Below are 20,221 nucleotides of genomic sequence, written 5' to 3'. Positions count from 1 at the left end.
CCATAAATTTAGGGCGGGAATTGTAGCGCTGGCGGGAAAGGGAGTAAACCCACACAGTATGTAAGCGGGGCATTATACCAGGTAGTGTTGTAGCGACCGGCGTATTTCGGGCGCCTGCGCCAGCAAACAGGTCAGGATCTCCTGCTGACCAGACGTGGGGTTAATCCCCGCCTGATTGTATTTCCCTTTCCAGCTCGCCAGTTCTTCTGCCTGCTGTGACGGCGACAGGAAAGGGAAATGGCGTAGCAGCACGATGAGCCAGTCCCATTTGTTTATCTGGTGTACCAACCGCCAGTACAACAGGGTGTGCTTCTCCGAGGGCGTATGCGTCAGCAGTGCCTCAAGCTCGCTTCGTGAAAAAGAAAGCGGGTGGTGTGCCAGTGATTTCATTGCCGCCATAGCGAAAGACAGGCTCGGGTCGGCTAAGGCGGCCAGAATGCGGGGTTTCGCCTCTTCACCTTCAAGCGTCAACAAGATATGCAGCGCCGCCTGGCGGATACCGTTTTCAGGCTGCGAACAGCCCCACAGCGCCAGTGAATGCAATGCGGGATCGCGTGCCTCTTTCAGACCATAGAGCGCGGAACGGCGCTGAGTTATCGAACTGGCCGGCGAAGTGATAACGTCGCGCCAAAACGCGGTAGCATCAACGGTTTCAGATAGCATGTGACGGGCGCGCTGGCGGATCAGGCTGTTCTTATCCAGCAGTAACTCCCTGTGTAATGTTTCGGGCAGCGCTTGCCCATGCTCATCAAGATAAAAGAGGGTATCGCGACGGATACGCGGCCAGGGATCGCGTAGCAGGCGTGTCATCAGTGACTCAGACAGTTTCGCCGCGCGTGCCAGCCAGTAGGTAACCGCAATGCCCCGCAAATAGGTATCACCGGTATCCAGTACAAAGGCCAGCGCGGCTTCATCGTGCAACTGCTCCTGCTCGATAAGCGTATGCAACACGGCATGGCGCAGTTCGCGATCAGGGGAATAGAGCGCCTGCCTTAAGTCGGCTATATGGGCCTGCGAGGCCAAAAAGTGGCTAATCAACTCCACTAAAGGCGCGTGGTTGTAGCGTCTGCAGGTCAGCAACTGTCTGACCTGCGCAAGATGGGCAATAAAGGCGGGCGCATTTTCCGCCGTCATCAGCGCCATCACTTCCTGGGTGGCGAGGCGGTGAATCGGCTTAACCCAGTCATTAGCGCAAATCAGGAGTTCCCGCAGGGCGGCGATGTCGCCTTTTAAAGAGAGCGCCATTACGGCTTTTTCACGCAAGAAACCGTTGTGGTGATGGGTGAGCTGGCAAAGACTCTCGACACTGCGGATATCGCTATTTTTTAGCAAATAGTTGCCATTACGCGGCTCGTTGAGCAGCATTCTAATTTCTTGATAAATTTCTGTTTCTTCATCAAGAGGTGGCTCGGTGAATGAGGAGAACCAGCGCTTTAGAAAAGATTTATCGCTCATGATCGTCAGCATGCTTCCTGCATGAAAGAGTCGGTTGCAGATATGTGCCACCGCTGCCGGGATGTGATGCACAATCCACGGCGTCGATGAATGAAATGCCATCAGGGAGCGGATGAAGATCATGCCAGTCGGCAGGCATCAGCTTCCCAGCGATAACCCACGCCATAGACGGCGCGGATGAAGGACTGTTCTTCATCCAGCGACTCCAGTTTACGACGCAAGTTCTTGATATGGCTGTCGATAGTGCGGTCAGTCACCACGCGGTAATCGTCATAGAGGTTATTGAGCAACTGTTCGCGCGAGAATACCTTCCCCGGTTCGCTGGAGAGGGTTTTCAGCAGACGAAATTCCGCTGGCGTTAAATCCAGCAGCTTGCTGCGCCAGCTTGCCTGGAAGCGACCTTCATCAACGATAAGCGGGCTTTCTGCGTCCAGCGCCTGTATTTCACGCTGCGGCTTACAGCGGCGCAGGATCGTTTTCACCCTTGCCACCACTTCGCGCGGACTGTAGGGTTTGCAGATATAGTCATCAGCACCGATCTCCAGTCCCAGCAGACGGTCAATCTCTTCGATTTTTGCCGTCACCATAATGATGGGAATATTGGAGAAACGACGGATTTCACGGCACAGTGTCAGCCCGTCGGTGCCGGGGAGCATCAGATCAAGCAGGATCAGGTCCGGCGGCGTCTGGCGCACATACGACAGTACCTGATCGCCATGGTTAATCAGCGATGGCGCGTAACTGGCCGCACGCAGATAATCAATCAGCAACTGACCCAGCTTTGGCTCGTCTTCCACGATCAAAATGCGTGGGGTGTTTTCATCAATAGGTAACTCAGTCATACGTTTCTCGCTATGTCCCGTTCCAGGGGTAATTCAACTTTAATGCTAACCCCACCAAAAGGCGAATGCGCGGCGCGGACCTTGCCGCCGTGGGCTTCGATAATATTCAGGCAGATTGCCAGACCTAATCCGGAGCCGCCGCTGGCGCGGTTGCGCGAACCTTCGGTGCGATAAAAGCGTTCAAATAATCGGCCTAACTGCAGATCGCTGACTCCGGGCGCGCTATCGGCAAAATCGAGGGTAAGCATATTGCCCTCTGTCATTGCGGAGATGTGCATACCGCCGCCGCTATCGGTGTAGCGCAGACTGTTTTCCAGCAGATTATTGAACAGTTGCATCAGACGATCCGGGTCGCCAAAAACCACGGCGTGCTCCGGTAGCGTCATGTCGATAGTCAGATTGCGGCTGGCGTAACGTTCACGAAACGCTCCGGCTGCCACCTCCAGTAATGAAATGACATCCACCGGCTTTTTCTGGTAAGCCAGCGCGCCTTCATCTGACATGGACAACTGATGCAAATCGTCCACCAGCTTGGTTAAGGTGGCGACTTCCGCCTGTAAAGACGTCACCGACTCCGGTGTAAATTGCCGTACCCCATCCTGAATGGCCTCCAGTTCGCCGCGCAGTACCGCCAGTGGTGTACGCAACTCGTGGGAGATATCCGCCATAAAATCACGGCGCATCTGCTGATTTTTCTCCAGCGTACTGGCGAGCTGATTAAAGTCCTGCGCCAGCTTGCCCAACTCATCCTGGCTGCCTGGGTTAACGCGGGTGGAGAAATCCCCGGCGGCCAGCTTATGCGTACCGTCAACCAGCCGTTTGACCGGCGCGAGCAGGCCGCGGGCCAGTGGGAAGGTGGCCAGCGCGGCCAGCAGGGTCGAGAGCGCGACAATCATCCAGCTTGTGCGCCGCTGCTGACGGTCAAAGTTAATATCGGTATTGCGCGTCAGGCGCTCCACCGGCGAGGCGATGACCCAGCCGACAGGCTGACCATTAACCGTAATGGCTCGCCGTGTCCCGTCGGGCGGTACCGGGCTACGTGGCCCAACAAGCACTTCCGCCGATGCGTCAGTCACCCAAAATTGTGTCCGCCAGCCGTGTGGCGGCATGCCATTACCGGGTTCTGGCGGAGGGCCTGGCGGCGGCTCATGCTCATGATTATCACCATGTTCCGGCCCTGGCCCAGGGCCACCTGGCCCACCCTCACGCTCGTTGTCTCGCTCGAATGAACGCAGGATCTGGAAGATAAAGCGGTCGTTATTGCGTAAAAAGCCCCAGTCTCCATGCTGGGCGTATTGCTCACTCAGGGCATCGCTGAGCAACTGCAGACGCTGTTCGTTGCCGCGTTTAATGTAGTCGATAAAACCCCGTTCGAAGCTGATGCGCACGGCCCAGTGCATACTGATAAGCAGCACGATACAGGTGGCAAAAATAGCCAGAAAGAGCTTAGCGGTAATACCGGGTCGCCAGATTTTCATGATTGACTCCTGTTGCGCCGGGAAATGACCACGTTCTGACTGACATCATTCGGGACTCGGGCAAAGATAAAAGCGGGCAGGGCGATAATGAACGCCATGCACAGGTAGGTATAAAGAAAGACGTGATGGGCAACGCCGCTGTCGGCGGACAGATTGTGCTGGCCGAACAGCCCCAGTAGCAGCCCGGCGACGGTGACGCCGATACTCATAGAAAGCTGCATGATCATTGATAACAGGCTGTTGCCGCCGCTTGCCAGTTCATCGGGCAGGTCTTTCAGTGTCAGGGTGTTCATGGAGGAAAAACGCATGGAGTTGATCATGCCCTGCGCGAACAGTACAAAGGGCAGCAGAGCGTACCAGCCCATCAGCGCCGTTCCCATAAACAGCAGACTGACGGCGGCCAGACCCAGCGTTGAACACACCAGCGCGCGACGGTAGCCAAAGCGGTTGACTAACTGAACGACAATCCGTTTCATTCCCATACTGCCGATGACCATCGGAATCATCATTAGCCCGGCATGAAACGGCGAAAAACCCAGACCAATCTGCAAAAAGACCGGCGTCATAAAGGGCAGCATGCCGCTGCCTATGCGCCCGGCGAAACTGCCGCACAGACCAAGGGAGAATGACGGCGTACGAAACAGGCGCAGATTAAACAGCGCTCCCGCATTGCCTTTGGCATGCAGCAGATAGATAACAATCGCCAGCACGCCGCCCGCCACCAGAAGGCCGAGCAGCAGTGGTGAAATTCCGAGCCCCTTTTGCCCGTCGAGCGCCAGCGTTAACGTTGCCATCCCCGACGCCAGCAGCAAAAAGCCAAAGAGATCAAAACGACGGGTTTGTAAGGTGTAGTTGGGCATTAACCACAGGGTGGCTATCGCCCCCACCACGCCAACGGGCAGGTTAATCAGGAAGATCCAGTGCCAGGAGGCATATTCCACCAGAATGCCACCTAACGCCGGGCCGAGCAGTGGCCCTACCTGGCCGGGCAGGGTGACGAAGGTCATTGCCGCCATGTATTGATCGCGCGGGACAATTTTCATCACCGTCAGCCTGCCGACGGGCACCATCATCGCGCCGCCAACGCCTTGTAATATACGGGCCATCACCAGTTCATTGAGCGTGTTGGCCTGGGCGCAAAACAGCGAACCCAGGGTAAAGAGAACGATGGCGGTAAAGAAGATATTACGCACCCCGACGCGATCTGCCAGCCAGCCACTGGCAGGCAGCATGATAGCAACGGTCAGCACGTAGGAGACCACCACCATATGCATATGCAGCGGGCTTTCTCCCAGACTTCGCGCCATGGAGGGCAGGGCGGTGTTGACAATCGTGGTGTCCAGCGACTGCATAAAGAAGCCAAACGCCACAATCCACAATTGCCAACGCACATTTTTGGGTAGTTCTGTCACTCTGTTACAGGCTCTCTGCGTTTACGGGCAAATCGGCGTTGCAGGCGGTCAAAGAACAGGTACACCACCGGAGTGGTATACAGTGTCAGCAATTGACTCATTACCAGACCGCCAACAATGGTTATCCCCAGCGGCTGGCGCAGTTCGGAACCGTCGCCACGCGAAATCACCAGCGGAAGCGCGCCAAACAGCGCCGCCAGTGTGGTCATCATTATGGGTCTGAAACGCAGCAGACAGGCCTGGAAAATCGCCTCTTCCGCGTTCAGATTTCCCTTCCGTTGGGCTTCAAGCGCAAAATCCACCATCATGATGGCATTCTTTTTCACTATACCAATCAATAGCATAATGCCTATCAACGCAATCAGACTGAAGGGCGCGCCAAACAGCTCCAGCGCCAGTAGCGCCCCGACACCCGCTGAGGGCAGGGTCGAGAGGATCGTCAACGGATGTACGTAACTCTCATAGAGAATCCCCAGCACGATATAGACCGTCGCGATGGCGGCGATAATCAAGATCACCTGCGAATTCATAGTTTGCTGAAAGACTTGCGCAGTTCCGGCGAAACTGCCGCGCACCGTCGAAGGCACCCCCAGTTGGGTCATGGCACGGTCAATTGCGTCACTCGCTTCGGATAGCGACATCCCTGTGGGCAGGTTGAACGAAATCGTGGACGCCGCCGATAGCCCCTGATGGTTGACCGCCAGTGGGGCGTTCGCCGGTTGCCAGCGGGCAAAATAGGACAGCGGAATAGGTTTGCCCTCGCTATTAATGACAAACATCTTATCCAGCGCGCTAATGTCCTGGGTATAGCGTCGATCGACTTCCATCACCACTTTGTACTGGTTAAGCGGCTGGTAGATGGTGGAAATTTGCCGCTGGCCGAAGGCGTTGTTCAGCAGGCTGTTGGCCTCTTGTACGTTGATCCCCAGGCGCGACATGCTTTCGCGATCATAAGTCAGGTTCATCTCCGCGCCGTTATCCTGTTGGTCGGAGTTCACGTCCGCCAGCTCCGGCAGCGAGGCGAGCGCTTTGCGGATTTTCGGCTCCCACTCACGCAGGGCGCTAAGATCGTCGGAGAGCAGCGTGTACTGATAACTGGCATTAGATTGCCGTCCACCCACGCGGATATCCTGAACCGCCACCAAAAACAGACTGGCCCCCGGCTCTTTGGCGAGCTTTCCTCGCAGACGGTCGATAACCTGTTGGGCGGTTTCATTGCGTACACTGCGTGCCTTAAGGGTAATAAACATCATGCCGCTGTTGACCCGCGAGCCGCCGGTAAAGCCCGTCACGTTATCGACGGCGGGATCGTCGCGGATGATTTTCATAAAGTCCTGCAACTTAATGCGCATCGCCTGGAACGAAATACTCTGATCCGCCTGAATACCGCCCATCAGGATGCCGGTGTCCTGCTCCGGGAAGAAGGTTTTCGGAATGCTGATATACATCCAGATATTCAGCGCGATGGTGCCAATCAGTACCAGCCCCACCAGGCGCGCGTGGTTCAACACCCATTTCAGTGATTTTGCATAGGCACGCTGTAGGCCGAGAAGCAGGCGACCAATGCCCTTGTTGCGCGTGGCGGTCGGGGTTTTGCGGCTACGCAGCAACCAACCGCACATCATCGGCGTCAGAGTGAGCGAGATAGCCAGTGAAATGCCGATGGCCACCGAAAGGGTGACGGCAAACTCCCGCAGCAGGCGCCCCGGCAGCCCTTCCATCAGCAAGAGCGGCAAGAACACCGCGACCAGCGAGATACTCATCGAGAGCACCGTAAAGCCGACTTCCCGCGTTCCCTGCAGTGCCGCCTGCAGCGGTTTCATGCCCGCTTCCAGGTGACGGGAAATATTCTCCAGAACCACGATGGCGTCATCGACCACGAAACCGGTGGCGATGGTCAGCGCCATCAGCGAGAGGTTATTAAGGCTAAAACCGCACAGGTACATGGCGGCGAAAGTACCGATCAGCGACACCGGGACTGCCACTGCGGGGATCAGCGTCGCCCGGCCGGAACGCAGAAACAGGAAGACCACCAGGATAACCAGCGCGACCGAGATCACCAGCGACTGCTCCACTTCCGCGAGGGAGGCACGGATAGTCGGCGAGCGGTCCTGGGCAATCTGCAGGTCAATCGCCGCCGGAATGGTCTTTTGCAATTCCGGCAGGCGAGCGCGGATGCTGTCCACCGTCTGAATGATGTTGGCTTCCGGCAGTTTGCGGATCATCAGCAAAATGGCGGGTTTAGCGTTGGTCATCCCGGCGTTACGAATATCCTGAACGGAGTCGGTCACTGACGCGACATCACTCAGACGGACGGCTGCGCCATTTTTGTAATGGATGATTAACGGCTGGTAAGCGGCAGCGGTTTTCAGCGCGTCATTGGTCTGCACCTGCCAGCGGTGGGTTGCGTCTTCAATCGCCCCTTGTGGGCGCCGAACATTGGCCTGGGTTATGGCGGTGCGCACCGCATCCAGCGAGACCCCCTGGTTAAACAGCGCCTGCGGGTTTAAGCCAACGCGCACGGCGGGCAGCGAACTTCCACCGATATCGACATCGCCGACGCCGTCGATCTGCGAGATGGTTTGCGCCAGTTGCGTAGAGGCGAAATCATACAGCTCACCCTGCGAATAGGTATCGGAGGTGAGCGTTAGGATCATAATCGGTGCGGCAGACGGGTTGGCTTTGCGATAGGTCGGACGGCTTGGCATGCCGCTCGGCAACAGGTTTTGCGCCGCGTTCAGCGCCGCCTGGACATCACGCGCCGCGCCGTTGATATCGCGGTTAAAGTTAAACTCCAGAATGATACGCGTACTGCCAAGCGAACTGGACGACGTCATTTCGTTGACCCCGGCGATACGCCCAAGCGAACGCTCCAGCGGGGTCGCAACCGACGAGGCCATGGTTTCCGGCGAGGCTCCCGGCAGGGAGGCGCTGACCATGATGACCGGGAAATCCACCTGCGGCAGCGGGGCTACTGGCAACAGCCGGAAACCCAGAACGCCGCAGAGCGTAATGGCAACGGAGATCAGTATCGTTGCCACCGGGCGGTAAATGAAGAGGGCGAAAAACTTCATTTACGCCTCCTCTTCACGGCGCGGGAAGCGGCGACGCAGAGAGAGCGCGAGTCGGTCAAAAAGCAGATAGATAACCGGGGTGGTGAACAGCGTCAGCACCTGGCTCACCATCAAACCGCCCACCATGCCAATCCCCAACGGACGGCGCAGTTCCGCCCCAACGCCGGTACTCAGCATCAGCGGCAGCGCGCCCAGCAACGCTGCCAGCGTGGTCATCAGGATCGGACGAAAACGCAACAGACAGGCCTGGAAGATGGCATCGCGTGGCGACATCCCCTCTTCACGTTCGGCGGCGAGGGCGAAGTCAATCATCATGATGGCGTTTTTCTTGACGATACCAATCAGCAAAATGATACCGATGATGGCGATAACGTCCAGTTCGCTCCCGGCAATCATCAGCGCCAGCAGAGCGCCGACCCCTGCGGTTGGCAGGGTAGACAAAATGGTGACCGGGTGAATAAAGCTCTCATACAACACGCCCAGCACGATATACATCGCCACCACGGCGGCAACCACCAGCCAGACGGTGCTGCCGAGCGCGGCCTGAAATGCCAGGGTACTGCCCTGGAACTGGGTGGTGATGTCGGTCGGCAGGTTGAGCGTCTTCTCGCTGTCGATAATCGATTGCACTGCTTCGCCCAGGGAGTGACCTTCCGCCACGTTAAAGGAGATGGTGGTGGAGGGGAACTGATCCAGGTGGTTAATCGACAGTGGTGCGAAACGCTGCTCTATTTTGGCTATCGAGCTCAGTGGCACGGTACCGCCGCTGCTACTGGCAAGGCGGATATTATCCAGCGCCGCCAGCCCCGGCGTTTGCGCGGTGTTGTGTTCCAGCACCACGCGATACTGATTCGCCTGGGTATAGATCGTGGAAATAAGACGCTGACCGAAGGCGTTGTACAGGGCATTGTCCACATCGGACATGCTGATACCAAGGCGGCTGGCGCTGTCGCGATCCACATTGACATACGCCACCAGCCCCTGATCCTGCCAGTCACTGCTGACATCGGCGAGCTGTGGCAATGCCTGCAATTTGTCCATCAACTGTGGCACCCATTCGCTCAGGGCCGTCAGTGAGTTTGCCTGCAGGGTAAACTGATATTGCGTGCGGCTGACCGTGGTATCAATGGTCAAATCCTGCGTTGGCTGCAGATAGAGCGCTGCGCCGGGGATTTTCGCCACCGACTGCTGTAAACGTTCAATCACCACCGGCACGCGATCGTCACGTTCGCTGAGCGGTTTAAGGTTGATCTGAAGACGCGCGCTGTTGAGCGCCGGATTGGTGCCATCCACACCGACAAAGGTGGTAAGGCTTTGCACTGCCGGATCCTTGAGCACGATATCTGAGACCTGGCGCTGGCGCTCCGCCATGCTGGCAAACGACGCCGACTGCGGTGCCTGTAACGTCCCCTGGATGATGCCGTTATCCTGCACCGGGAAGAAGCCTTTTGGGATCACTATCCACAGCAAAACGGACAGTAGCAGGGTTGTTATAGCGACACTCAGCGTCAGCCATGGATGGTTGAGCACTTTGGCGAGCAGCCGACCGTAAGCGGCAATCACCCGTTCGAAAAAACGCTCCGACGCGCGGGAAAAACGGTTCTGTTTACGCAACGATTCCGCACTCAACATGCGTGCGCACATCATCGGTGTCAGAGTTAGCGAGACAATTGCCGAGATTAAAATCGCCACCGCCAGGGTAACGGCAAATTCGCGGAACAGTCGCCCGACGATATCGCCCATAAACAGCAGTGGGATCAGTACGGCAATCAGCGAGAAGGTCAGCGAGATGATGGTAAAGCCGATCTCGCCAGCCCCTTTAAGAGCGGCAGCCAGCGGCTTCTCGCCTTTTTCGATATAGCGCGAGATGTTCTCAATGACCACGATGGCGTCATCCACCACAAAACCGGTGGCGATGGTGAGCGCCATCAGCGTCAGGTTATTGATGGAGAAATCCAGGAATACCATGACCGCGAAGGTGCCTATCAGCGAGAGCGGCACGGCGACGCCCGGAATGATCGTGGCCGGGACATTACGCAGAAACAGATAGATGATCATGACCACCAGTGCGATAGCCAGCATCAGCTCGTACTGGGTATCGGAGACCGAGGCGCGGATATTGGTGGTGCGGTCTGACAGTACTTTCACCTCAACCGATTTCGGCAGGCTGCTGGTCAGTTGCGGCAGCATGGCGCGGATACTGTCGGCGGTGTTGATGATGTTTGCGCCCGGCTGGCGCTGAACGTTCATGACAATCGCCTGCTGTTTGTTGGCCCACGCCCCAAGCCAGCTATTTTCCGCCCCCTGTTCAACGGTTGCGATATCGCCTAAGCGGATGGGGGCGCCATTCTGATACGCCACAATCAGTCGCCGGTACTCTTCGGCGGATTGCATCTGGTCATTCGCGGACAGGGTGACGGCGCGGGCCGGGCCATCGAGGCTCCCTTTAGCGGAATTCACGTTCGCGTTGCTGATCGCGGTGCGGACCGTTTCGCTGGTCAACCCAAGGGCCGCCACCGCCTGCGCATTGAGTTTGACACGCACGGCAGGGCGCTGCCCCCCGGCAAGCGTGACGAGGCCGACGCCCGAGACCTGCGAGATTTTCTGCGCCACGCGGGTTTCCACCATATCTTCAACCTGCGTCATCGGCATGGCGGAGGAGGTGACGGCCAGGGTCATGATCGGCGGGTCCGCAGGGTTTACCTTGCTGTACACCGGTGGGTTAGGCAGGTCAGAGGGCAGCAGGCTGTTAGCCGCGTTCATTGCCGCCTGCACTTCCTGCTCGGCGACATCAAGCGGCAGCGTTAACTGGAACTGGAGCGTAATTACCGATGCGCCGCCGGAGCTTTGCGATGACATCTGCTTGAGCCCCGACATCTGACCAAACTGACGTTCCAGCGGGGCGGTAATCGCAGACGTCACCACATCCGGGCTCGCGCCGGGGTAGAGCGTCACGACCTGAATGGTGGGGTAGTCCACCTCCGGCAACGCGGAGACAGGCAGGAAGCGGTAGCCGATGATCCCGGCGAGCAAAATCGCCACCATTAAAAGGGTGGTGGCGACAGGGCGCATAATGAACAGGCGCGACGGGCCGCCGGTTCTGCCTGGCGGAAGCAGTTGCATCAGGACTGCGCTCCTTTCGACGGACGCTCGCGTTTGGCGGGCATCTGGTCAGCGTTTTTTGCGTCGACCACTTCCACTGTCGCCCCTTCGGTCAGGCGATCGATCCCATCCGTCACCACGCGGTCACCGGCGGAAAGCCCCGCGGCGATCACCACTTTTTGACTGTCCTGAATACCCGGCGTCACCGTGTGTTTGCTGACCTGGTTTTTATCGTTGAGCACCCAGACGAAATTCCCTTCGTTACCCATCTGCAGGGCGGCCGTCGGGATGACAACCGCGTTCTCCTGGGTGGAGACGAGCATGCGCGCATTCACAAATTGGTTCGGGAAAAGGGTGTCATCCTGGTTATCAAAGCGGGCTTTCAGCTTGATAGTCCCAGTGGTGGCATCAATCTGGTTATCGAGGCTTAATAGCGTGCCGGTGGTCAGTTTCTGTTTGTTCGTACGGTCCCAGGCTTCGACACTTAACGTTTGCCCGGCTTTTTGCGCCTTGATAACGGTGGCGATGTCGTTTTCCGGCAGGGTGAACACCAGATCAATGGGGTGCGTCTGGGTCAGCACCACAATGCCGGTGGTATCGCTGCTGGAGATCTGGTTGCCGATATCCACCTGTTTGAGGCCGACGCGTCCGTCGATAGGGGCGACAATGCGGCTCCAGTCGAGCTGGAGTTGGGCGCTGGCGACAGATGCTTCATCGGCTTTGATGGTGCCCTGGGTTTCGCTGACTAACGCCTGCTGGGTATCCAGATCCTGACGAGAGACCAGATTGGTTTTAACCAGTTGCTGATAACGGGCGAGATCGCGTTGGGCATTGGCAAGGGTGGCTTTGTCTTTCGCTAACTGCCCCTCGGCCTGTGCCAGTGCGACTTTAAAAGCGCTCGGGTCAATTTCCGCAAGGAGGTCGCCAGCTTTCACCTGCTGGCCTTCCTGGAAATGAATGGCCTGTAACTGCCCGGACACGCGGCTGCGCACAGTTACCGTGTTGGCGGCCGTTACCGTCCCAAGGCCCGTAAGATATTGCGGTACTGCCTGCTGCGTTGCCGTTGCTGCCTGTACCGGTGGTAGCGCACCACCACGCATACCATGACGACCACCGCCCGCTCCCGGACGCTGCGTTTGCCCGTTTGTTGCCCCGGCTGCAGGCGTTGTTTCCTTATGGCTGAACCCGTACCAAATAGCGGCAATGCCCGCAATGACCACCACTGCTGCTATCACCAGGCGGGAAGACTTTCTGCCTTTCATCTTTATTCGTATCTCATCCAGAAACATTGCCTGAAATAATACTAGTTTAGTGAGGGCAGGCGTCAGAAAAATGGAGATAATATGAAGTACTGTCTGGAAACGTCTTTCTGAGAGTTTAATTTGCGTTAGGGTGTTTTTCCGATGAAAAAAACGGGGAAATTCGAAACCTGACGTCGTTCTCGCCAGGTCGCCGATTATTGATAAGTGATGGTGTATTCGAGTCTGCCGTTGGCGACACCGCCTTGTACCTTATTTTGGGTCTGAACGTAGCGAGCATAGAGCGGGATAGCGATCGTGGAAGAGCCGTCCTGTGGTAGCGGATAGATGAGTGGATTATTGAGATCCACCTTGCCGCTTGTGCTACGTGTGGTGGAAAGCTGAATGCCAACCCCTGTCGCTTTTTGTGGATGCTCGTCAATTTTCATAATGCCATTTGCTGCGTCTTCGATTCCGCTCAGAACCTTAAGTGTCAATTCCGCTCTGTTTGGCGCAATAGAGTAGGTGGTGCTGGTCCCATTAAAAGTGGCGCCGCTGTCGCCTGCACTGCTATTACCGTAAAATTGTGTACAGTTAATCAGAATAATACTGGCGTCCTTCCAGTCTGTTCCCGTGCCGACCCCGGAAAAATTGCCTTTATAGTGTTTGCCCATTTGCACCGTCATATGTTGACTGGCAAGCGAAATATCGCAGGTAGGAACAGAAATATGGATATTCCCGGTAATCGAGAATTGATAGATGTTGACCAGGTTGCCTTCTTGCCCAAAGTTATAGCTGACGGTCGGCAGATTGCTTCCGGTGATGACACCCGCGGCGATATTGTCGGCGATTTTAACTAAAGAAAATGAGGATATGGCATTCCAGCCATAACGGTATTTGCATAAGTTCGTATTGCTACAATCCGTATTGTTCTGCGTTGAGGGAAAGTCCTGGCCGGATGCCGAAAATTTTATCCCAATTCCTGGAACACCCGTTTCGTAAATTTTACTGTTCAAAGTCGAGGCGGGTTTCGGGGTTGCCAGATAATCATAATCAAACAAAAATTGCCCACTGGTATCACACTTAATCATTAATTCTCTGATGTTTTGCAGGTTAATATTTTGCTGATAAATAGTTTGCCCATTTTGAATGCCGGGGGGTACCGATAACGTCAGTGAGACGGGGACAGTGAATTTCTGTGTTCCGGACATTGTGCCAACGCCATAAAAATAACACGCCGCTAGCGTATTGGAACAAAAAACAAACAGGCTGACTACAATCATAAAAAACCACGTTCGTATTATCATTACTTCTCCTTAAGCGATAATATTTATGGCAATTAAATTCAGCCGTAACAGGTATGATATTATTTTTAATATGAATATATGACCGGTAGTGATATGAACTGGAATGAAAAGCTTATGGGATTATGCGCTACTATGGGGTCTCGGATAGATATTGTATCGGCAAAAAACCTGCCTTTGGTTGTAACAATCTCAGGAGCAGGTTGCAATCCGGAAAATGCGACAATGTGATATACACTGTGAAAAGAGCAATAAAAACAATGCGGGACGTTTTTTGCAATTTTATTTGTAGTGCCTGTGGCGATTCATGCACCTCTTTGGGGTATATTATTCCCCCATCTGTGCGGTTTTTATGAAAAAAAGCAGATTAGCCTTTTTGGAAAATAATTATTGGCGAGGGGTGAGAAGAGAATGAAAAAAGATGGAATAAGTTGAAAGCAATAATGGTTTTTATGGAAATAATAAACAATTTTGGGGAATTAAAACGTAATACATCACCGATGCGAAAACTTATTTAGATCCCGACACAGCGCGGGAAAATATGGGATACCGCGCCAGCATAATACTTATCTGCGTTACGCAAAAAGTTATGCTGCTGGCAGCGGTGCTACAACCCTTAACGAAATACCACCTGTGCCCAACGGGCCAGGCCGGCAGTTACCGAGCCAAAATCATCGCCACCGGCAATCGGGATCCCCGGCAGCGCCTGTGACAGTGCGCGTTTGATAATCGGTGAACGCGCGCTGCCCCCGGTGAGATAAATCACCTCCGGCGTCGTGTCGCTGTTGTCCAGTGCCAGTTGCACCTGCTCCAGGATACGCTGCAATGGCTGATTCAGCGCGGCTTCCAGTCCCGCCTGATCAATAGCGGTCGCTAATTCGTTGCTGATAAACGGCAACTGCGCCTGGGTTTGCATCTGCCCGGAGAGGGCGATTTTGCTCTCTTCGGCACTGCGCACCAGGCGGTAACTTAAGCGCTGCTTCCATACCTTTTGCAGCAGGGCGACTTTCTCCGCCTCGCGTGCGTCGCGTACCAGATCGTTGAGCAGGCGTCCGTTTGCCGCGCTGTAGAAATCGGTTTGCGCCGGAACGTCATTAATTGCGACAGCGTTCCACCAGGGCAGGATCGGCAACGCGATGCCTTTTTCTGTCTGGCCGCCCATGCCAAGCAGCGGCATCAGGTTTTTAAACGCCAGCGCGATGTCCAGGTCGTTACCACCGACACGGCAGCCACTGTGCCCCAGCAGGCTGGTCTCACGATCCTGACGATTGTGCCACTGTGGCCCCATCAGCAATAACGAACAGTCGGTTGTCCCGCCGCCGATATCCACCACCAGCACGCGCTTTTCTTCACGCAAAGTGGCTTCAAAATCCAGCCCGGCAGCCACCGGTTCGTACTGGAACACGACATCGCGAAAACCGGCGCGTTTTGCCGCACGTTCAAGGATGCCCTGAGCCTGCGCGTTGGCGTCATCACCCCCCAGCCCCTGGAAGTTAATCGGCCGGCCAATCACCGCCTGGTCAATCGTCTGCGGAAGCTGTGATTCTGCCTGCTGGCGAATGTGCAGCATCATGGCGCAGACCAAATCTTCAAACAGCGCGATTTGCTGCGGTTTTAGCCCGCTTGCGCCGAGGAACGATTTCGGTGATTTAACGAAGTAAACCTCTTGCGGATCTTCAACATAGTGACGCAGCGAGTTCAGGCCGAACTGGACGCTTGACGCCTGGACGTCGATATCTTCTTCGCGGTTATAGCTCACGGCACGGCGCAGCAGCGCCTGCGTTTCGCTCCCCGTTGCCGGGACATTGTGGTGACGATAGAGCCACTCACTCACCGCTTCGCGCGTGGGCGCGCAGAGCATCGACGGCAGCAGGGTGCTGTCGTTTTCCATTTTTAAGAGTTGTGGAGTGTCTTCCTGCATAACGGCGACCGAGCAGTTGGCGGTGCCGTAATCAAAACCTACAAACACGTGTTTATCCCCATGCCAGTGAAGAAGGGGGGCGACTTTAGCCGAATGCGCGCGACAGGACAACTGGAATATCAAAGCAAAGCGCAAAATCATGAATGCGTATATGCTCTTAGCCACTAATGACAGGAGATGGTATGTACACACTGCGCTGGCAGCCGCCCTATGACTGGGCATGGATACTGGAATTTTTACGCTTGCGTACGGTTTCTGGCGTCGAAGTGATTACCCAGACGACGTACACCCGCTCGTTCGCTCTTGGCGAGCATCGCGGCGTGATGAGCGCCGAGCCGGATGAGGCCACTTCAACCCTTAAAGTTACGCTGAGCGATGGCCTGTTGCCGGTGGCAGATGTCTGTTTGCAGCGGCTGAGCCAGCTTTTTGATCTCGACTGTACGCCACAGGTCATTACCGATGCGCTCGGGGATGTGGGGGCCGCGCGACCAGGTCTGCGCCTTCCTGGCTGCGTGGACCCGTTTGAACAGGCCGTCCGCGCAATTCTGGGCCAACTGGTGAGCGTGGCGATGGCGGCAAAGCTGACCTCCCGCGTGGCGGCTCTGTACGGCGACAGGCTGGATGAGCAGTTCGTTCTGTTCCCGCAGCCCGCGCAACTGGCGCAGGCGGATCCGCTGGCGCTCAAAGCATTAGGCATGCCGGTAAAGCGCGCGGAATCGCTGATCTTTCTCGCGCAATCGGTGCTGGACGGGACGTTTCCCCTGACGATGCCGGATGATGTTGAACGCGGGATGAAAACGCTACAAACCTTTCCGGGAATTGGCCGCTGGACGGCGAACTATTTCGCTCTGCGCGGCTGGCAGGCAAAAGATGTTTTCCTGGCGGATGATTATCTGATTAAGCAGCGTTTTGCCGGAATGACGCCCGCGCAGATTCGCCGCTATGCCGAGCGCTGGCAGCCGTGGCGTTCTTACGCGTTGCTGCACATCTGGTATACCGAGGGCTGGCAGCCACATCTTACCGTTAGTTAATGGCGAAGTAGCTGGTGTTGAGCATCATATCCAGCGGCTGAGGCTGCGAAATGGTGTCGCCGAAGATCAAATCAATGCCAATACCGGAAAGCGTATCCATCATCAGCGGCTGGTTTGTTGGCCCGGCAATGCTCTTAAGGCCCAGACGCTGGGCATGGCCCTGAACAATCGTGACCATCATTTCATCCATCAGATTGCCATGAACATTTGTCACCAGTTCCTGGTCGAGCAAAAGGTAATCGGCGGTGTGCGGCGTAAGGTGGTTGAAAATTTCCAGGTCCTGGCCAATGTGGCTTAGGATGATACGGCAGCCCGCATGGCGCAGCTTTTTCAGGTTATCGATAATCTCTTTGCCCTGACGCATAAGGGCGTCGGCGTTGATCATCAGATGCAGCAGGCGACCCGGCATCGGTCCATGTTCGAGCAGGTCCAGTATTTCATCTACCAGTTTGCTGTTGGAAAGCCCGGCAGCCGAAAGTGGTAATGCGACACCCAACCCTTTCGCCGCAACGGCGGTGGCGTGGTTACGGAAAAACTCATGGAATACGCGGCGGTCAAGGGCGCGGATCAGCTCCGGCTCATTTAACCCGGCGCGGAAAGCCCGCTCCTCCATGACTTCGCCTTCGCTGGTCCACAGGCGCAGAGAGAGCAACCAGAAGTTGCAGGTTTCCGGTACGCGCGGTGAGGCGACGCTGCGGGCAATCATCATCAGGTGATTGTCTTTGATCATCCGCCATTGCTCCTCCAGCGACATCATGCTGCGTTCTTGGAGCATCTGACCTTGCAGCGCTTCATAGACGGTCACCAGTCCGCGGCCATTATTTTTCGACGCATAGCAGGCAATGTCGGCCTGCGACATGACTTCCGAGGCCTGATGGTTGGTTTCATCAATAATGGTGATCCCCGCGCTGGCGCCGATACGGTGCATGCGGCCTTCCCACATGAAGTGGTAGTCGTTAATCGACTGAATAATGCGCCCGGAAATATACCGCGCGCTTTCGACGTTGCAGTCCGGCAACAGCAGGCCAAACTCATCGCCGCCCAGACGGGCCAGAATATCGGTGGAGCGCAGCATACTCAGCATTAGAGAGGAGAGCTCACGCAGCAGGGCGTCGCCAGCGGCATGCCCGGCGGTATCGTTCACTGCTTTAAAGCGATCGAGATCGATAAATACCAGCGCATGACGCTGATGTAACTCCTGCACGCTTTTCAGCAGGCGCTTAAGGTGCGTTTCGAAATTAACGCGGTTCGCCAGATGGGTCAGGGCGTCGTGAGAGGCGCTGTAGCTGAGCTGGCGCAGCATCTTACGCGACTCGGTGACGTCCTGAATAACCAGCACAAAGCCGATATTTTGCCCATCAAGGGTGCTTAGCGGCGTCACGCTGTAATGGATATCGTAAGTGCCGCCGGTACGGCAATGAAGCACCACATCCTGTTCGATAGCAGAGCGCGACATATCGCCGCTATGGATGTTTTCCATCGACGGGCCGGTTTCACCAAAGGTAATACGCAGCACGTTCAGCAGCGGCTGCGACATCGCCTGTTCCTGCGACCAGCCGCTCATTTTTTCGGCGACCGGGTTCATAAAAGTGACGTTCATATCGACGTCAGTACAGAGCACGGCCTCGCCGATGGAGTCCAGGGTAATATGCAGACGCTCTTTTTCCTGGAACAGCGCTTCGTTGAGTTGCTTCACCTCGGTCATGTCCATATTAACGCCGAGCAGACGTTCCACTTCGCCATTGCGGTTAAGCACCCGGTTGGCGAGAGTACGGATATGGCGAATACCGTCTTTTACGGCAATACGAAACTCCAGTTTAAAGGCGATCCGCGACATCAAAGAGTCGCGGATAATGCGTTCGGTCTCTTCCCGGTCCTCAGGCAAAATACGTTCATACCAAAGCTGCCAGGTCGGTTTAATGTGCGACGGCACTTCATACAGTTCGAACATACGCTTGTCCCAACTGATGATATCCGGCTCCAGTTCCCACTCCCAGATACCTATCCCCCCGGCTTCGTTCGCCAGGGTGATACGTTCCATCAACCGTTTATTGACCCACTCAGTCTGTTTCAGATCGTTTATGTCTTCGACTTGGGCGATGAAATAACGCGGAGAGCCATCCGCGTGACGCACCACCGACACTGCCAGTAGCGCCCAGACCAAATCGCCGCTGCGGGTGTAGTAGCGCTTTTCCAGCGAGTAGGTATTGATTTCGCCGCGAACTAACAGATCCAACTGCTCCAGGTCTTTATTCAGGTCTTCCGGCCAGGTAAGTTGCTGGAAGGTCATCAGCCGCAATTCTTCCTGGGTGTAGCCCAGAAAATTGCACAGGGCTTTGTTGGCCTGTAGCCACTGCCCCTGGAGGCCGACCAGCGCCATGCCGATGGCGGAGTATTCCATCGCATTACGAAAGCGCTCTTCGCTTTCGCTAATATGTTTGCGTTCGGCCCGGAAGGCATACATCACCATTGTCATGACGTTAGCGGGCAGAAGAATCATTAAAAACGGCAGCCAGGGTGCGTTCAACATCGCGCCAGTTTTGGGTGTGAGAATGCCCACCTGTGGATGAGCCGCCATCATCAGCGACACCATCATGATAGTAATCAGGTAGATAAGGAACGCTTCCATACGCGGCAGGCGGATGGCGCTCCACATCAGCAGCACGATCACGGCGGTAAACGGCCAGGGCAGCCAGGTCATTGCCAGCCAGCTCAGGCAGAGCGTCACGGCCAGGGTTGCCAGGGTTTCAAGAAGCAACTGCGGTTTACGGTGGCGCAGCAGGTAGTGCGGTTTAAAGAGAACACCAATCGGCACCAGCGCCAGAGCGCCAATGGCCTCTGAGAGCACCCAGAGCATGAAGGTGCGCACGAGGTTGTCTGTGGGCACCAACAGGCAAACTAAAATCCCGCCCAGCAGGGGAGGGATGAGCGCGCTACTGATAGCCAGCCGTATCCAGTCGCTTAGATTCTGTAGCGGGTTATACCAGGGCAAAAATTTGCGTAGTAGCATGGCCCCGGTGACCGCTTCGATAACGTTGATAACCGTATACCAGATATTGACTGAACTGACCGAAAACAACTGAATGGTGGCCGCCACACTGCCCAACGAACAGACGACGGCGATGCCCGGCCACATTTTTCCGGCGTGGCGATAAAACGCCACCATCATCAGGGCAGAGGGAAACCATAGCGGTGAGAGGTGCGTTCCGAAGCGGGTCAGTTGCAGCGAGAATAACGAAAAGATGAACGACAATAACCCCAAACTGAGCAGACGCAGTATAAGGTTAGGGGTGGCCATCAAGACTCGCTGATTTTGTTTCATCATTACCGCTTAATCCGCAAACCCTATGTTGTCAGGAACGGC

Annotated in this window: 11 protein-coding genes; 1 reads left to right on the top strand and 10 read right to left on the bottom strand. The window is 55.8% G+C overall.

The genetic code is table 11. From position 1 onward, the window contains the following. Nucleotides 1–72: 72 nt before the first annotated feature. The 9 genes from ABIB59_RS03010 to yegD all read right to left on the bottom strand — a co-directional run bounded on the left by ABIB59_RS03010 (nucleotide 73) and on the right by yegD (nucleotide 15,874). Nucleotides 73–1,578: a HEAT repeat domain-containing protein gene (locus tag ABIB59_RS03010; RefSeq protein ID WP_354033970.1), complete on the bottom strand. Its 1,506-nt coding sequence runs from the start codon at nucleotides 1,576–1,578 to the stop codon at nucleotides 73–75. After that, nucleotides 1,575–2,297 (bottom strand): envelope stress response regulator BaeR, encoded by a 723-nt coding sequence (baeR, locus tag ABIB59_RS03005; RefSeq protein ID WP_071195733.1) that lies wholly within the window; start codon nucleotides 2,295–2,297, stop codon nucleotides 1,575–1,577. The genes ABIB59_RS03010 and baeR overlap by 4 nt, the downstream gene beginning before the upstream one ends. Further along, complete coding sequence (gene baeS, locus ABIB59_RS03000) at nucleotides 2,294–3,775, bottom strand: envelope stress sensor histidine kinase BaeS (RefSeq protein WP_354033968.1); 1,482 nt, start codon at nucleotides 3,773–3,775, stop codon at nucleotides 2,294–2,296. The genes baeR and baeS overlap by 4 nt, the downstream gene beginning before the upstream one ends. Then, nucleotides 3,772–5,187: an MFS transporter gene (locus ABIB59_RS02995; protein WP_041851987.1), complete on the bottom strand. Its 1,416-nt coding sequence runs from the start codon at nucleotides 5,185–5,187 to the stop codon at nucleotides 3,772–3,774. The genes baeS and ABIB59_RS02995 overlap by 4 nt, the downstream gene beginning before the upstream one ends. After that, nucleotides 5,184–8,261, bottom strand: a complete 3,078-nt coding sequence (gene mdtC, locus ABIB59_RS02990; RefSeq protein ID WP_354033966.1) for a multidrug efflux RND transporter permease subunit MdtC — start codon at nucleotides 8,259–8,261, stop codon at nucleotides 5,184–5,186. The genes ABIB59_RS02995 and mdtC overlap by 4 nt, the downstream gene beginning before the upstream one ends. After that, complete coding sequence (locus tag ABIB59_RS02985; RefSeq protein ID WP_041851985.1) at nucleotides 8,262–11,384, bottom strand: MdtB/MuxB family multidrug efflux RND transporter permease subunit; 3,123 nt, start codon at nucleotides 11,382–11,384, stop codon at nucleotides 8,262–8,264. It lies immediately after the preceding gene. Beyond that, nucleotides 11,384–12,625, bottom strand: coding sequence for an MdtA/MuxA family multidrug efflux RND transporter periplasmic adaptor subunit (locus ABIB59_RS02980; RefSeq protein ID WP_041851984.1), 1,242 nt, complete (start codon nucleotides 12,623–12,625; stop codon nucleotides 11,384–11,386). Before ABIB59_RS02980 ends, ABIB59_RS02985 begins: the two co-directional genes overlap by 1 nt. Nucleotides 12,626–12,819: 194 nt before the next feature. Further along, nucleotides 12,820–13,908 (bottom strand): fimbrial protein, encoded by a 1,089-nt coding sequence (locus ABIB59_RS02975; protein WP_354033963.1) that lies wholly within the window; start codon nucleotides 13,906–13,908, stop codon nucleotides 12,820–12,822. Nucleotides 13,909–14,521: 613 nt separating this feature from the next. Continuing rightward, the gene (gene yegD, locus ABIB59_RS02970; protein ID WP_107223922.1) at nucleotides 14,522–15,874 is read right to left on the bottom strand and encodes a molecular chaperone; all 1,353 of its coding nucleotides are present in this window, start codon (nucleotides 15,872–15,874) and stop codon (nucleotides 14,522–14,524) included. Nucleotides 15,875–16,008: 134 nt separating this feature from the next. Between yegD and alkA the strand changes: the two genes are divergently transcribed. Next, nucleotides 16,009–16,857, top strand: a complete 849-nt coding sequence (alkA, locus tag ABIB59_RS02965) for a DNA-3-methyladenine glycosylase 2 (protein ID WP_041851981.1) — start codon at nucleotides 16,009–16,011, stop codon at nucleotides 16,855–16,857. On the opposite strand, the gene ABIB59_RS02960 is transcribed toward alkA, so the two are convergent. Then, on the bottom strand, nucleotides 16,850–20,182 hold the full coding sequence (locus ABIB59_RS02960; RefSeq protein WP_041851980.1) for a diguanylate cyclase: 3,333 nt from the start codon (nucleotides 20,180–20,182) through the stop codon (nucleotides 16,850–16,852). The two genes, alkA and ABIB59_RS02960, sit on opposite strands and share 8 nt — an antisense overlap. Between the last annotated feature and the right edge of the window lie 39 nt (nucleotides 20,183–20,221).

Source organism: Citrobacter sp. UYEF32 (assembly GCF_040546205.1).
Lineage (GTDB): Bacteria > Pseudomonadota > Gammaproteobacteria > Enterobacterales > Enterobacteriaceae > Phytobacter > Phytobacter diazotrophicus.
The sequence above is the reverse complement of the archived record's forward strand: the minus strand, read 5'-3'. Positions and strand labels throughout refer to the sequence as shown.

Excerpts from the sequence above, each read along its gene's own strand:
- ABIB59_RS03010 (WP_354033970.1), bottom strand. The coding sequence starts at position 1,578 with ATGATCTTCATCCGCTCCCTGATGGCATTTCATTCATCGACGCCGTGG.
- baeR (WP_071195733.1), bottom strand. The coding sequence starts at position 2,297 with ATGACTGAGTTACCTATTGATGAAAACACCCCACGCATTTTGATCGTG.
- baeS (WP_354033968.1), bottom strand. The coding sequence starts at position 3,775 with ATGAAAATCTGGCGACCCGGTATTACCGCTAAGCTCTTTCTGGCTATT.
- mdtC (WP_354033966.1), bottom strand. The coding sequence starts at position 8,261 with ATGAAGTTTTTCGCCCTCTTCATTTACCGCCCGGTGGCAACGATACTG.
- ABIB59_RS02985 (WP_041851985.1), bottom strand. The coding sequence starts at position 11,384 with ATGCAACTGCTTCCGCCAGGCAGAACCGGCGGCCCGTCGCGCCTGTTC.
- ABIB59_RS02980 (WP_041851984.1), bottom strand. The coding sequence starts at position 12,625 with ATGAAAGGCAGAAAGTCTTCCCGCCTGGTGATAGCAGCAGTGGTGGTC.
- ABIB59_RS02975 (WP_354033963.1), bottom strand. The coding sequence starts at position 13,908 with ATGATAATACGAACGTGGTTTTTTATGATTGTAGTCAGCCTGTTTGTT.
- alkA (WP_041851981.1), top strand. The coding sequence starts at position 16,009 with ATGTACACACTGCGCTGGCAGCCGCCCTATGACTGGGCATGGATACTG.
- ABIB59_RS02960 (WP_041851980.1), bottom strand. The coding sequence starts at position 20,182 with ATGATGAAACAAAATCAGCGAGTCTTGATGGCCACCCCTAACCTTATA.